The organism is Pseudomonas sp. SYWMCR5 (genome assembly GCF_057197165.1).
On sequence record NZ_JBXUNH010000008.1, the window covers coordinates 195,228 to 208,872 of the forward strand.

Here is a 13,645-nt window from a genome sequence, read left to right on the forward strand (position 1 = left end):
TTGCCTCAGCGAGCTACAGGCGCAATCACGTCGGTGCGGACCGCAGATTGTTGGCGGATGATGTCCTCGCCTCGGGTGCAGATCTTCAGCGGCAGCTTGCTGGCCTCGAAGGTGAAGTGGGTGTGACGCAGGAGGCCAAAGCCCTTGGGGTCGTCACAGTCGATCTTCGCTGCCGGGCCTTGCTTGACCCGGTAGTGGACCACGTCCGGTGGATGGCGTGTCCAGGTGACTCGCACGCCACCATTGTCCTGATACGCATAGGTCACGTCGGGGAAGGGCACGTCCTTGGCGGGCAACAGTTCCGTCGCCAGCGTCAGGCTGTTGGCCATCAGCGCGAACGAGGGCGCCTGCTCGGGGGTATTCACGCCGATCAGGCAGAGAAAGTGCCAGCCGGGCTCTGGGCCGACGGGGGCGTCGATCGGCACTTCCCCCGCAGCGATGGTGCCGCTGTAGCCGGTCGGCTCTTCGCAGGCCAGTGGGTCGGTCGTGGTCTTGAAGCGATAGCGGGGCGTGTCGAGGGTGAAGTGCAGGTTCCAGCCGGGCGGGGTGTACTGCCCTTGCTCATCGCTGGCGATCTTTTCGAGAAAGCGAGGCCGCTTGGTCACCGTTGCCGAGAAGCCGGGCAGTAGCTGGCAGCTGTCCAGTGCCAGGTCGGCCACACCTTGCTTGAAGCAGCCGAGGACCCTGTTCAGCGGCATGGCGATGTTGCGTGGCGGGGCGTCTTGCGAGCCTTGCGCATTTACGCAAGGGCTGTTTGTAGCGCAGGGCGCGCTGGCGTCGCTGGTGACACTGTTGATCACTGCGATCACCTGCTGGTCGTCTGGCGTTATCACGGGGCTGCCTGAGGCACCGGCACTGACCCCGGGGCAGTCGTTGACGCGTATGTTGCGCCAGACCCAGGGGTGCTCCAGGGCAAAGTCGGCGGGGTGCTCGGTACAGCTTGCCACGCGCAGGCCCTTGCCGATGCTGCCGGGTTCACCAATGACCACAACCGGTTTTTCTTTGGCCGGGTTGCTGCCCATGCGCAGCGGCATGATGCCTTGCGACATGACTTCATCGAGCGTGGCGTCCAGCTCAAGCAGTGCCAGGTCGGTGCCCTGCATGCTGTTCCACAGGCTGCGCTTGAGAGCGAAGGTCTTGCGCTGCTCCTGGGTGTCGATGAAGTAGTTGAAGGCGATGCTGCCGTGTGTCGGCTGGTCCTGGCCGATGCGGCCATTGCGCGTGTCCACGCAGTGGCCGCTGGTCAGGATGTAGGCGGGGCCGCTGTCGGTCGTGGGCGGGTTGTCGCGGCTGTCGATCAAGGTGGCGATGCACAGTCTGCCGTTGTCCATGGTCAATCGGCCGATTCCGCTCCAGTGCGCATGTTGCGCCTGGGCATTCAACACGGGGCTTGGTGTGCTTGCAGGTTCTGCCATGAGGGCTGCAGGGGCTAATGCACCGAGCAGGGCGGCGAGGCTCCAGGGAGATAGTGAGGGCATCAGTAGGCTCCGTTGTGGGGACACGCAGCAGCCTGTTCCGACAAGAGAGGGTGTGGGCGGTAGATATCGCGTGACCTGATGCAGGGGAGGCAAAACGCCAAGCTTGAGGAGCTGCGGACCAAGCTCGTCAAGGTGAAAGAAACACTCGACCAACCGCCTCCCACGGATCCGGACAACCTTTCCCGGTTCAACACGTTGACCGAACTGTACACCGCAAAACGCGATGCACTGATGCGCGAGATGAACGGCCTGCGCCGGCAGCGTATCGAACTGGTGTATTCCATGTTCGAGCACTACGTCAACGCAGAGAACAGCATTGTCACGCTGCTGGATAACCCTAACTATACCCGCACGACCGCCCACGACAGGGACCAGCGACAAACCCTCACGAATGTGCGTCGAGACCTGATCAGCTATGGCGTGTTCATCCTCGATGAAGCGGTGGCGGTGGGTAACTTCCATGAGTATGACCGGATTGCCAGCAGTTTGAGCGGGGCCACGCCGCAAGCCCGCGCAGCCCTCTATGTCAGGTGCCGGGAGTTGCTTGAGGGGCTGGTGCTGGACCAGCCAAGGATCATGGAGGTCTCCAGCCAGATGGATCGTGTGCTGGCGGTCAGCGATATCGGTATGGAGATCGAATCGAGCAGGGGCCGTGTCACCGTTGCGCAAGTCATCGCCGCTCGCAAGACGTCTACGGTCATGATCCGCTTCTTCCAGGCCATGAGCCTGGTCGAACTGGCCCTTCGCTTGAAAGAAGGAGCCACCAACCAGCATTACACGATCTTCCGTGACGCGATCGCCAGTTACCGTTTGCGTGTTGCCGCCAACTCCCACCATCTCTCGATGTTCTGCGAGCTGCCGATCGCCGAGCGCATCGAGGTGCTGCAAGGTGCCTGGGATGAGTACCTGGCAGCGATCCTCAACTGCGACCGCATCACCAAGCTGGGCAGACGCTTGGTCGATATCCAGCGCCTGGCATCCTACAGAGAGCAGATGGTGCTGTTGAAGACAATGGCAGGCGAGTCGCTGGTCGAAGCCATGCGTGAGCAGGCAGCCGGGCAAGCCCAGGCGCCGCGTCGTGCGGTTTATCCGCTGCGTGCATTGCAAGTGGCGCGCACCCATGCAGGCCAGACAGTGCTGGGTACCGAGGTCATGGTCGATGGGAAGTCGGAATTGCAGGTCAAGGGCGCGTTCAGCGCCCAGGTCCAACACCGTTTTCACAAGACAGGCGGTGCACGGTTCGAAGAGGTCGCGAGCACAGCACCTGAGCCGCAATCGCGGGCCTCGACGCCGGAATCCGAGAGGAAAAGCCGTGAACTGGCTGAGGGCATACTGGCGCAGAACGAGAGCGTCATCGAACAGGCCAAGGCATTGGTGGCCAACGACGCGCAGGACAGCGGGTTGATCTCGATGCTCGATGCGCAGATCGCCGAGGTGCTGGACTTGCGCGAACAGTTGGCGGACGTGGATAGCACCGACAGCCTGCTGGGTCGCCTGGATGACGCTGTGATCCGGTTACGCGAGCAGAAGCGCGAATGCCTGGTCGAGCTTTATACCAAGACGCGCTATCCCGGCGCCCATGGGTTGAGCTTCCTCCATCAGCAAGGCTTGATCGCGGTCGAGTACGTGGGGCCGCGCAAGCCGGTTTCGGATGGTTTCCTGGATGAGTACCGCATCAACCTGCTCAAGTCGTCCGCTGACAGCAAGGGCCGACCCCTGTGGGCTGCGCACTTCCACTTCGCTGACTCCCAGGCGGCGCCCACCGCGTTCGGCAAGGGCCACCTGAAGCTCTGGAGCCAGCGCAAGATGGGCTATAGGGAGCAGATGAGGGCCGCGAGCGAGGGGCAGGTGCTGAGCATCTACCGGGGCAACCTGACCTACGCCCAGGCCAAGGACATCATTCCCTTCAACAGCCTGTAGGCGCTCTGAACGGCGCGCGGATCAACGGTTGCTGTATCGACCGTTGCGACCGTGCGCCGGCATGGCCTGGTTGCTGCGCTCGGCGATCATCTGGCGCAGTTCGATCAACTCGATGCCCTGGCGCTTGAGCCCCGGCATCTCTCGTTCGAGCACTTCGAGGGTTTGCGGGTAGGGGTGGCCGATCAGCACCGCCGAGCCTTGCTTGCGTGCAAGCTCGATGCCTTGGCGCAATTGAGCGGCGATGGCTTCGGGGGTGCGCACGTCATCCAGGAATACGTCCCGCGAGACATGCGCCAATCCGATCGCCTGGGCCTGGGCCGCCGCCACCGTGGCAGCGCTGGTGCGGCTGTCGACGAAGAACAGCTCGCGCTCCTGCAGGTTGCCCATCAACCAGGCCATGGCGTCGCGCTGTGCGGTCATGCGGCTGCCCATGTGGTTGTTGATGCCAGCGGCGAACGGCACCTTGAGCAGGGCTGCATCGAGCCTGCGGGCCAGTTCTTCGATGGGCAGGCCCGGGTGCCAGGCGTAGGGGCCGGTGGCCGGGTCCATGGGCATGTGCAGGATCACCGTACGCCCGGCCTTGTGGGCCTGGCGGGCGAAATCGGTAGCGTGCGGGGTGTCAGGCATGATCGCCAGGGTGACCGGCCCGGGCAGGGCGAGGGTGCGGCTGTCGCGTTCGCTGTTCTGGCCCAGGTCGTCGATGATGATGCTCATGTAGGCCGGCGCCGCATGTGCGACACCGGCCATGAGGCAGAACAGCGTGAACAGCAGAAAACGCATGCAGGTATCAATCACCCTTGGTGATGTTCAAGCCCTTGAGCAGGCTGAGTGCCTGGCTGAGCTGGAAATCGTTGTCCTGCGGGCGCTCGGTACGCTTGCTGCTGCCGGTCGGGCGGTCGGCGCCGCCGTTGCCGTTGCCCAGGTGCCCTTGCAGGTCGGCTTCCTTGAAGTTGTCGGTGTCGGCTTCGGCCGTGAGCTTGGCCTGGCGTACTTCGATGTCCGGCACGATACCCTGTGCCTGGATCGATCGTCCGTTGGGGGTGAAGTACAGCGCGGTGGTGAGCTTCAGCGCACGGTCGTTGGCCAGTGGCAGCACGGTCTGTACCGAGCCCTTGCCGAAGCTGTCGGTGCCCATCAGCACGCCGCGTTTCTGATCCTGCAGGGCGCCGGCGACGATCTCCGAAGCCGAGGCGCTGCCGCCGTTGATCAGCACCACCAGCGGTACACCCTCGCTGGCGTCGGCCGGGTCGGCGGAGAAGCGCAGCTCGGAGTTGGCGATACGGCCCTTGGTGTAGACGATCAGGCCTTTGGTGAGGAAGTGGTCGGCCACTTCCACGGCCGACTGCAGGACGCCGCCGGGGTTGTTACGCAGGTCCAGGACCAGGCCGCGCAGCTTCTTGCCGTTATCCTTGCGCAGCTTGGCCAACGCCTTGCCGACCTCTTCGCCGGTCTTGACCTGGAACTGGGTGATGCGGATATAGCCGTAGTCGTTCTCGAGCAGCTGGCTCTTCACGCTCTTGACCTGGATGACCGCGCGGGCCAGCGTCACATCGAATGGTGTTCCGCCATCGCGTACCAGGGTCAGGGTGATTTTCTGGCCGATCTTGCCGCGCATCTTGTCGACCGCTTCGGTCATGGTCTGGCCGCGGGTCGGGGCGCCGTTGATCTTGACGATCAGGTCGCCTGCCTCGATGCCGGCGCGTGATGCCGGGGTGTCGTCGATGGGTGAGACCACCTTGACGAAGCCGTCCTCCATGCCAACCTCGATGCCCAGGCCGCCGAACTCGCCGCTGGTGCTTTCCTGCAGCTCCTGGAAGTCTTCAGGGCCGAGGTAGGCCGAGTGCGGGTCGAGGTTGCTGAGCATGCCCTTGATGGCGTTTTCCAGCAGGGTCTTGTCGTCCACCGGCTCGACGTAGGCCGCCTTGATGCGGTCCATGACCTCGGCGAAGGTGCGCAGTTCGTCCAGCGGCAGCGGCGCCTTGGCCGTCACCTCGGTGGCCGGCACGGCAGCCGCCTTGGCGGGCTTGACCGGCTCTGCGGCACTGGCCAGAGGCGCGCCGACGACCAGGGCGATGGTCAGGGCCAGCGGGGTGAGGCGAGACGAGTGCAGCATGTCGAACGAACTCCTGATCCTGTAGGCGCTCCCGGAGGAGCATCGGTGCGGCCCGCTGTCGGGCCTTACCGTAAATGTTGCGGTGCCTAGCCTCGGCACCATTGCGCAGGGTCGGTAGGCCGCCCCTGCTGGCGAATCGCGAAGTACAGACCTGCGCTGTCCTGGCCACCGCTGTCGCCGACGGTGGAAATGGCTTCGCCGGCCTTGACGATGTCGCCGGCGCTCTTGAGCAGGCTCTGGTTATGGCCGTACAGGCTGAGATAACCATTACCATGGTCGAGAATGACCAGAAGTCCAGCGCCGCGCAACCAGTCGGCGAACACCACGCGCCCGCCATGTACGGCGCGCACCTGGGTGCCGGCGCTGGCGCTGATCATCACGCCGTCCCACTTGGCGCGGGCATCACCGCCTCGCGTGTCGCCGAAGCGTGCCAGCAATCGACCATTGACTGGCCATGGAAGTTTTCCCCGGGCCGCAGAAAATGCACCGCCGTAGTTGGCGCCATCGCTGGACACCAGCGGGCCGAGCACGGTGCGGGCCTTTTTCGGTGGCGCTTGTGGCTCTTGCTGCTCGTCGCGGCGAGCGTCGGCCAGGGCCTGCTCCTTGCGCCGCTTCTCTTCTTCCTGCTTGGCCAGCAGCGCCTTCTGCCGCGCTTCCTCGGCTTCGCGGGCTTGGCGGGCGAGGGTTTCCTCGATGGTCTTGAGCACCTTGGCAAGGTCGGCCTGGTCCTGCTCGCGGGCCTGGAGCTTCTGGTCGCGATCCTTGACGTCGCTGTTGAGCTTGGCCAGTACCTGCTGGCGCTTGCTGCGCTCGGCCTCCAGTGCCTGGCGGCGGCTGTCGAGGTCGGCGCGCTGGGCCATCAGTTGTTCCTGCTGGCCGGAAATTTCCAGTTCGACATTGGCCAACTGGCGCAAGGTTTCGTTGAAGGTGCGCAGTTGCTCCAGGCGCGCCTTGCTCAGGTAGTCGTAGTACGTGAGGGTGCGGGCGAACTTCTCGGGATTCTGCTGGTTGAGCAACAGCTTGAGGTACTCCTCGCGACCGTTCTGGTAAGCGGAACGGGCCTGGATCGCGATCAGTCGTTGTTGTTCAACGCGGGCGCTCTGGAGTTTTTTTTTCTCGTGGTCAAGGCGCTCCAGCTCGCCCTCGGTCTTTTTTAGCTCTTGTTGCAGACCCTCCACCTGTTTCTCGAGATTGCCGATATCGGTCTCGGTGGACTTGAGGTCTTTCTGCACGCCGGCTTTCTCTTCCTGGAGCTTGCCCAGCATTTTCTTGAGCTCGGCGATGTCCTGGCGCGTGGCGTCCAGTTGTTGCTGGGTCTGCGCGCGCTCGTCGGCGAACGCCGGACTGAGCAGGCATGACAGGGCTAGGAGTATGAGGGCGCGGCGCATGGAATCGGGCGTACCAGGGATGGAGACTGGCCTAGTATGCCCGCCCGGGCGCGCAAAAAAAACGCCTCCCGGCGCCTCAAGGCAAGCGTTTGTCAGGAAAGTCCGGTGATGCATCGGACTAAACCCTGAAAAAACGGGAAACATACGTATCTGGTTACGTGAGTCTTGCTCGATACCATTGTGATTGGGCGCCCCCAAAGCCCGCCCGCCAATCGTTGTGTGAGACTCAAGCATGCCTACGCCCAAACGCTCCGCCCCCCCGCGCCGCTGGCTGTTGTGCGGCACCGTCCTGATCATGGTCGCAACATCGGTGCCCGCGCTGGCGGTGCAGGAGGATGGCTGGTACCTGCAGACCAGCGTCTACACCCGGCATTTCAATCCCAATCCCGAGCACAGCGAGCGTCAGGAACTGATCGGCCTGGAACGCAATCGTGCCGATGGCCTGTTGTACGGCGCGGCGACCTTTCGCAACTCGTATCGGCAGCGTTCGGTGTACGCATACGGCGGCAAGGCCTGGCACCATGACCACTGGCCGGTGTATGCCAAGGTCAGCGCGGGCCTGCTGCATGGCTATCGCGGGGAGTACCGGGACAAGATTCCGCTCAATCGCTTCGGTGTCGCGCCCGTGATCATTCCATCGCTGGGCACGCGCCTGGGGCCTGTCGGCCTGGAGGCGGTGCTGCTGGGGACCAATGCAATGATGGTCAACGTCGGCTACCACTTCCGGTAGAACCTTCGAAAATGAAAAAGCCCGATGCCATGGCATCGGGCTTTTCTTTACAGCGCGGGCTCAGGCGTCGAGCAGAATCGACGTCCCGGTCATCTCCGCCGGCTTTTCCAGGCCCAGCAGCTTGAGCATGGTCGGTGCCACGTCGGCCAGCACGCCGCCCTCACGGACTTTGACGCTGCGCTTGCCGACATAGATGAACGGCACCGGCTCGGTGGTGTGGGCAGTGTGCGCCTGGCCAGTGGACTCGTCTTCCATCTGCTCGACGTTGCCGTGGTCGGCGGTGATCAGCGCTTCGCCCCCCACCTTGTCCAGCGCCTGGACGATGCGCCCGACACAGCCATCCAGCGCCTCGACCGCCTTGACCGCAGCACTGAACACGCCGGTGTGCCCGACCATGTCGCCGTTGGCGTAGTTGACCACGATCACGTCGTAACGCTGTTGCTCGATGGCCTCGACGATACGGTCGGTCACTTCCGGTGCGCTCATTTCGGGCTGCAGGTCGTAGGTGGCGACTTTCGGCGACGGAATGAGGATGCGCTCTTCGCCTTCGAAGGGTTCTTCACGCCCGCCGGAGAAGAAGAAGGTCACGTGGGCGTACTTTTCGGTCTCGGCGATGCGCAGCTGGGTCTTGCCGTTCTTGGCCAGGTACTCGCCCAGCACATTGTTCAGGCTGGCTGGGGCGAAGGCGGCAGGGGCGGGGATCTTCGCCGAATACTGGGTCAGGCCGATGTAGGCCGCGAGCTTCGGCAGGCGCGCGCGCGGGAACTCGTTGAAGTCGGCCTCGACGAACACCCGCGACAGTTCGCGGGCGCGGTCGGCGCGGAAGTTCATGAAGATCACCGCGTCGCCGTCTTCGACCTTGACCGCCTCGCCGATGCGGGTGGCCTTGACGAATTCGTCGCTCTCATCGCGTGCATAGGCTGCTTCCAGCCCAGCCACGGCGCTGTCGGCGCTGTACTCGGCGGTGCTGTCGACGATCAGGTTGTAGGCGGCGCTGACGCGGTCCCAGCGGTTGTCACGGTCCATGGCGTAGTAGCGGCCGATCAGGCTGGCGATGCGGCCCTTGCCCAGCTTGGCGAAGGTCGCATCGAGCAGTTCGATGGACGACTGGGCGCTGCGCGGCGGGGTGTCGCGACCGTCGAGGAAGGCGTGCAGGTAGATTTTCTCGGCGCCACGCTGCGCGGCCAGTTCGGCCATGGCGACGATGTGGTCCTGGTGGCTGTGCACGCCGCCGTCGGAGAGCAGGCCCAGCAGGTGCACGGCCTTGCCGGCGGCGACTGCCTTGTCCACGGCGCCGGTGAGCACCGGGTTTTCGAAGAACTCGCCGTCGCGGATGGCCTTGGTGACCCGGGTGAAGTCCTGGTACACCACACGGCCGGCGCCGAGGTTCATGTGACCGACTTCGGAGTTGCCCATCTGCCCGTCCGGCAGGCCGACATCCATGCCGGAACCGGAGATCAGGCCATGCGGCTGGGTGGCGCGCAGGCGGTCATAGACCGGTGTGTTGGCGGCGTAGATGGCATTGTATTCGGGGCTTTCGCTGTGACCGAAACCATCCAGGATGATCAGGACCAGGGGCTTGGGCGTGCTCGTCATCAATCAAACTCACGGTTGTTCAAAGATGATAAAGACACGCATTTTAGGGCAAATCGGCCAGCGACGGCGAATATTCGTCGGTTCGCACGACCAGCGTCCCGACGGGTTGCAGATGAAGGCTGGTTCCGAGCCGGCCCGGCGGGCTTTGGCGGGCATGGGTGGCTGTGTATACTGGCCGGCATTTTCAATCGCCTGGAACACCCCTGATGGTTGCTCACTTGATTCAATTCGCGACAGATCACTTCATCCTGGTTGCGATCTTCTTCGTCCTGCTGATCCTGCTGCTGGTCAATGAAATCCGCCGCGGCGGCCAGAGCCTGAGCAACGGCCAGCTGACCGCGCTGGTCAACGCCGAGAAGGGCGTGGTGATCGATATCCGTCCAAGCAAGGAATACTCCGCCGGCCACATCGTCGGGGCGCTGAACATTCCGCAGGACAAAGTCGTCGGCCGCATTGCCGAGCTGGAAAAGCACAAAGAAAAGACCCTGATCATCGTCGATGCGATGGGCCAGCAGTCCGGCACCGTCTGCCGTGAGCTGCTCAAGGCTGGCTTCACCGCTGCCAAGCTCAGCGGTGGCGTGTCCAGCTGGAAAGCCGATAACCTGCCCCTGGTGAAGTGATATGAAGCCCGTCATCGTCTACTCCAGCGACTACTGCCCCTACTGCATGCGCGCCAAGCAGCTGCTGGCGAGCAAGCAGGTGGCGTTCGAGGAAATCCGCGTCGACGGCAAGCCGCAGCTGCGCGCCGAGATGGCGCAGAAGGCCGGGCGTACCTCGGTGCCGCAGATCTGGATCGGCAGCACCCACGTTGGCGGTTGCGATGACTTGTTTGCGCTGGAGCGCTCGGGCAAGCTCGACGCCCTGCTCGAGGCCTGATTCACGCCTCTTTCAACCATTTTCAGAAAAGGATCTGCCATGACTGACCAACAGAACAACGGCGCCGCCGAAGAGAACAATCCACAATTCTCCCTGCAGCGCATCTACGTGCGTGACCTGTCGTTCGAAGCCCCGAAAAGCCCGCAGATCTTCCGCCAGCAGTGGGAACCGAGCGTCGCGCTGGACCTGAACACTCGTCAGAAGGCCCTGGAAGGCGACTTCCACGAAGTCGTGCTGACCCTGTCGGTTACCGTCAAGAACGGTGAAGAAGTCGCCTTCATCGCTGAAGTTCAGCAGGCAGGCATCTTCCTGATCTCGGGCCTGGACGCGGCGTCGATGAGCCACACCCTGGGGGCGTTCTGCCCGAACATCCTGTTCCCGTATGCGCGTGAAACCCTCGACAGCCTGGTCACCCGCGGCTCGTTCCCGGCGCTGATGCTGTCGCCTGTGAACTTCGATGCCCTGTATGCCCAGGAGCTGCAGCGCATGCAGGAAGCTGGCGAAGCGCCTTCCCTGCAGTAATCGTTTTCGCGCGACACAAAAAAACCCTCGGGATCGACCCGAGGGTTTTTTTATGGGCGCACGCCGAGTTTCAGCCGAACTGCTTCTGCTGTTGCTGCTGCTTGGCCACCGCCTCCGACGCTGCCACGTAGGCGTCCTGGAACTCGTCGCTTTCCAGCCAGGCCATGGTGGCCGCTTCATCAGCGCCATCGAGCCAGGCGCGGTAAGCGGTAAACACCAGGACGATGTAGTCGGTGGCGTGCTCTTCCTTGTGCCCCTTGAGCACCAGCGCCAGCAGCGGATCGACCAGGAACACCGAGATCATCGCCACCAGGCCGGTTTCCTGGGCTTCCTTCATCTTCTTGAACAGCGCGTCATAGCTGCCGGATTCCATGGCCTTGCTGTACACCTGCTCGACGCTGGTGCTCTCGCCCGCGCTGGCCTTGACCGCCTGGCCGCCGCGGACCATGCGGTTCTGCTTGGCCTTGGAGGCGGCGCGCTTGGCGCGTTTCTGTTGCTTGGTGTTGGAGGCCATGGGTGAATCCTTGGGGGTGTCCGAAAAAACGCGTATTGAAGCCTAGTTGGCGCGCTTCTGGATAGAGCCCATCGGTCAGAAGCTGTAGGTGCCTGTCACCACCAGGCTGCGGGGATCGCCGAACTGGATCTGCGCGGCGCTGGTCGCCGAGCTGTAGTAGGTCTTGTCGGTGAGGTTGTTCAGCGCAGCGCGAACGTCCCAGTCGTGGGTGCGGAACCCGGCCAGCGCATCCCAGCGACCGTAGCCTGGCAGCACCGTGGTGTTCTGGTTGTCGGCATAGCGGTCGCCGACCAGGGTCAGGCCGGTTTCGGCGTACCAGCCCAGCTCCGGCTTCCAGGTCACGAACAGGCTGGCGTTGCGTCGCGCCACGTTGTTTACCCGGTTGCCTTCCAGGCCGCCGTTGTCCTTGGCGATGATGGCATCCTGCAGGCCGATGCCGCCGCGCACGTACCAGTTGCCGACCACATTGCCCTGGGCCGTCAGCTCGATGCCTCGCGAGCGTTGCAGGCCGGTGAGGATGGTGATGCCTGGGTTGTCCGGATCGGTGGTGCGGCGGTTGTAGAGCTCCAGCTCGTAGACGGCAAGGGTTGTGCTCAGGCGCTCGTCGAACCAGTCGCTCTTGACCCCGATTTCCTTCTGGCGGGTGTTCTCCGGAGCGGTTTCGTTGGTGTTCCCGGCAGCGCCGGGGGTGATGCCGATCAGGCCGCCGCCGACCGGGGAATAGGTCTTGCTCCAGGAGGCGTAGAACGAATGCTCCTGCCAGGGCGAATAGACCACGCCCAGGCGCGGGCTGGTGCTGTTGTCGTCCTGTTTTTCCGAGATGCCTCGGAGCTTGTTGGTGGTTTCCACCTCGAACTGGTCGAAGCGCACGCCCGCGAGGATCTGCCATTGGTCGTTGAGGCGGATCTGGTCCTGCAGGTAGACGCCACGGCTGTCGACCACGGTATGGTTGTAGCTCGACGGCACCATCGGGCCGTTGTGCTGCAGGCGTCGGTTGGGATTGTTCAGGTTCAGCGGTGGTACTGCCTGGCCACCGGCGTTCGCCGCCAGGGCAGTGTACAGGCGCGGGTCGCGGCGCTGGTTCCCGAACTCCAGACCCAGCAGCAGCTTGTGCTCCAGACCCCAGGTGCTGACATCACCCTCGGCCTCGAGGTTGTTGAACAGGTTGCGGGTGTTCAAGTCCTGCTGCCAGCGCTGGCGGGTCACCAGGTTGGTGCTCGGGGTGTAGCCGGTGAGGTAGGTGTTGTCGAAATCGCTGTCGAGCTTGAACAGGCTCAGCGTGTGGCGCAGTTGCCAGTTGTCGCTGAGTTGGTAGTTCAGGCGCGAGCGCAGCGACTGCGACTTGTCATCGATGAAGTCGCGCTGCGTGTCGCCATAGGTGGTGCTGCGCCCGACATCTGCCGGACGGCCGCCGACACCCGGAATGCCGCGATCCGGGGTGCGGTTGTAGCGGCTGTATTCGTACTGCACCAACCAGTTCAGGTCGGGGCTCAGTTGCCAGCTCAGCGACGGGGCGAACAGTTGGCGGTTGCCATCGACCCCATCGCGGAAACTGTTGTTGTCCTGATTGCCCATGTTCAGGCGCACGCTGATGTCGTCGTTGAGGTCGGCACTGAGGTCGGCGTACAGGCTGCGCAGATCCTCGCTGCCGCCCTGGGCTTCGAGGGTCGAGCGACGGCCATGCTCCGGCGCCTTGCTCACCCGGTTGACGATGCCACCCTGGCTGCCGCGGCCATAGAGCACCGCTGCCGGGCCCTTGAGGACCTCGATGCGCTCGATGTTGTGCAGGTCGCGCACGTACTGGCTGTCATCGCGCACGCCGTCCAGATAGAAGTCGTTGCTGGCGTCGAAGCCGCGGATGCGCAGGCTGTCGAAGCGAGTGTCGGCACCGCTGCTGACGTTGGGGATGCCCTCCAGTGCCTTGCCCAGGCTGTTGGTGCCGTAGTCCAGGACGTTGGCGGTCTTCACCGTGTCGATGGCCTGCGGGACGTAGCGCACCGGGGTCGAGGTGCGGGTGGCGGTGCTGACGTCCTTGACCCGCGGGTTATCGCGCTCGCGTTCGCTTTCGGCGGTTACCGAGAGCTCAGGCAGGGTCGTGGTGGCAGCGCTGGCAAGGCCTACGCTGAACATCAGCGACAGGCCCAGGGACAGGGGAGACAAGCGGCAGGGGGCAAGCATCGGCAGGCATCCAGCAGAGGTTGTTGTGAAAAGGATGCGAATGTTAATGCTTGCTATTTGCTCTTGCCTGCCTATTTGTAAAGATGAAGATTTACGAATGTATCAATTTGTAACTGATAATTATTCGCTTTTATGCGCGTGTTTTTGTCAAGTCAACCAAGAGTAGGCTGTCTGTACGAAAGTACAGAAAAGAGAGGGAATAACTGTCTGTTCTGCGATTCAGCACAGATTTGCACCAGCTCTGGCCTTTAATTTGGTTATATCAACCTTCATTTCACGTTTTTTTGACATTGAGAAGCACACGCGGCTAGGATTCGGCCTCTACGCCTG

General features: G+C 63.1%; 12 protein-coding genes. 5 read left to right on the forward strand and 7 right to left on the reverse strand.

What is annotated here, in order from left to right; all coding sequences use genetic code 11:
• Positions 1–5: 5 nt before the first annotated feature.
• A complete protein-coding gene (locus AC2CGW_RS20420; protein WP_484574490.1) occupies positions 6–1,478 on the reverse strand; it encodes a trypsin-like serine peptidase in 1,473 nt (490 codons plus the stop codon).
• A 195-nt stretch (positions 1,479–1,673) separates the two neighbouring features.
• Here AC2CGW_RS20420 and AC2CGW_RS20425 point away from each other — a divergent pair, with 195 nt between their 5' ends.
• Complete coding sequence (locus AC2CGW_RS20425; RefSeq protein WP_484574491.1) at positions 1,674–3,398, forward strand: hypothetical protein; 1,725 nt, start codon at positions 1,674–1,676, stop codon at positions 3,396–3,398.
• A 21-nt stretch (positions 3,399–3,419) separates the two neighbouring features.
• Here AC2CGW_RS20425 and AC2CGW_RS20430 read toward each other — a convergent pair whose 3' ends face one another.
• From AC2CGW_RS20430 to AC2CGW_RS20440, 3 genes are all read right to left on the reverse strand, one after another.
• Positions 3,420–4,178 (reverse strand): divergent polysaccharide deacetylase family protein, encoded by a 759-nt coding sequence (locus AC2CGW_RS20430; protein ID WP_186665648.1) that lies wholly within the window; start codon positions 4,176–4,178, stop codon positions 3,420–3,422.
• Positions 4,179–4,185: 7 nt separating this feature from the next.
• Positions 4,186–5,511: a S41 family peptidase gene (locus AC2CGW_RS20435; RefSeq protein WP_186665649.1), complete on the reverse strand. Its 1,326-nt coding sequence runs from the start codon at positions 5,509–5,511 to the stop codon at positions 4,186–4,188.
• An 86-nt stretch (positions 5,512–5,597) separates the two neighbouring features.
• Entirely contained in the window at positions 5,598–6,899 is a 1,302-nt protein-coding gene (locus AC2CGW_RS20440) for a murein hydrolase activator EnvC family protein (RefSeq protein WP_186665650.1), read from the reverse strand.
• 295 nt (positions 6,900–7,194) lie between these two features.
• On the opposite strand from AC2CGW_RS20440, the gene AC2CGW_RS20445 reads away from it, so the two are divergent.
• The gene (locus AC2CGW_RS20445; protein WP_484574514.1) at positions 7,195–7,629 is read left to right on the forward strand and encodes a sn-glycerol-3-phosphate transporter; all 435 of its coding nucleotides are present in this window, start codon (positions 7,195–7,197) and stop codon (positions 7,627–7,629) included.
• Positions 7,630–7,689: 60 nt separating this feature from the next.
• On the opposite strand, the gene gpmI is transcribed toward AC2CGW_RS20445, so the two are convergent.
• A complete protein-coding gene (gene gpmI, locus AC2CGW_RS20450) occupies positions 7,690–9,225 on the reverse strand; it encodes a 2,3-bisphosphoglycerate-independent phosphoglycerate mutase (protein WP_186665652.1) in 1,536 nt (511 codons plus the stop codon).
• A gap of 206 nt (positions 9,226–9,431) precedes the next feature.
• On the opposite strand from gpmI, the gene AC2CGW_RS20455 reads away from it, so the two are divergent.
• From AC2CGW_RS20455 to secB, 3 genes are read left to right on the forward strand one after another with little or no spacing between them, the layout of a single operon-like run.
• Positions 9,432–9,845 (forward strand): rhodanese-like domain-containing protein, encoded by a 414-nt coding sequence (locus AC2CGW_RS20455; protein WP_186711900.1) that lies wholly within the window; start codon positions 9,432–9,434, stop codon positions 9,843–9,845.
• A 1-nt stretch (position 9,846) separates the two neighbouring features.
• Positions 9,847–10,101, forward strand: coding sequence for a glutaredoxin 3 (grxC, locus tag AC2CGW_RS20460; RefSeq protein WP_054891214.1), 255 nt, complete (start codon positions 9,847–9,849; stop codon positions 10,099–10,101).
• A gap of 39 nt (positions 10,102–10,140) precedes the next feature.
• Positions 10,141–10,623 (forward strand): protein-export chaperone SecB, encoded by a 483-nt coding sequence (secB, locus tag AC2CGW_RS20465; protein WP_186665655.1) that lies wholly within the window; start codon positions 10,141–10,143, stop codon positions 10,621–10,623.
• A 70-nt stretch (positions 10,624–10,693) separates the two neighbouring features.
• On the opposite strand, the gene AC2CGW_RS20470 is transcribed toward secB, so the two are convergent.
• Both AC2CGW_RS20470 and AC2CGW_RS20475 read right to left on the reverse strand, forming a co-directional pair.
• On the reverse strand, positions 10,694–11,137 hold the full coding sequence (locus tag AC2CGW_RS20470; RefSeq protein ID WP_186665657.1) for a hypothetical protein: 444 nt from the start codon (positions 11,135–11,137) through the stop codon (positions 10,694–10,696).
• 75 nt (positions 11,138–11,212) lie between these two features.
• Entirely contained in the window at positions 11,213–13,315 is a 2,103-nt protein-coding gene (locus AC2CGW_RS20475) for a TonB-dependent receptor (protein ID WP_186710776.1), read from the reverse strand.
• Between the last annotated feature and the right edge of the window lie 330 nt (positions 13,316–13,645).

Excerpts from the sequence above, each read along its gene's own strand:
- AC2CGW_RS20435 (WP_186665649.1), bottom strand. The coding sequence starts at position 5,511 with ATGCTGCACTCGTCTCGCCTCACCCCGCTGGCCCTGACCATCGCCCTG.
- grxC (WP_054891214.1), top strand. The coding sequence starts at position 9,847 with ATGAAGCCCGTCATCGTCTACTCCAGCGACTACTGCCCCTACTGCATG.
- AC2CGW_RS20445 (WP_484574514.1), top strand. The coding sequence starts at position 7,195 with ATGGTCGCAACATCGGTGCCCGCGCTGGCGGTGCAGGAGGATGGCTGG.
- gpmI (WP_186665652.1), bottom strand. The coding sequence starts at position 9,225 with ATGACGAGCACGCCCAAGCCCCTGGTCCTGATCATCCTGGATGGTTTC.
- AC2CGW_RS20420 (WP_484574490.1), bottom strand. The coding sequence starts at position 1,478 with ATGCCCTCACTATCTCCCTGGAGCCTCGCCGCCCTGCTCGGTGCATTA.
- AC2CGW_RS20455 (WP_186711900.1), top strand. The coding sequence starts at position 9,432 with ATGGTTGCTCACTTGATTCAATTCGCGACAGATCACTTCATCCTGGTT.
- AC2CGW_RS20440 (WP_186665650.1), bottom strand. The coding sequence starts at position 6,899 with ATGCGCCGCGCCCTCATACTCCTAGCCCTGTCATGCCTGCTCAGTCCG.
- secB (WP_186665655.1), top strand. The coding sequence starts at position 10,141 with ATGACTGACCAACAGAACAACGGCGCCGCCGAAGAGAACAATCCACAA.
- AC2CGW_RS20475 (WP_186710776.1), bottom strand. The coding sequence starts at position 13,315 with ATGCTTGCCCCCTGCCGCTTGTCTCCCCTGTCCCTGGGCCTGTCGCTG.
- AC2CGW_RS20470 (WP_186665657.1), bottom strand. The coding sequence starts at position 11,137 with ATGGCCTCCAACACCAAGCAACAGAAACGCGCCAAGCGCGCCGCCTCC.
- AC2CGW_RS20430 (WP_186665648.1), bottom strand. The coding sequence starts at position 4,178 with ATGCGTTTTCTGCTGTTCACGCTGTTCTGCCTCATGGCCGGTGTCGCA.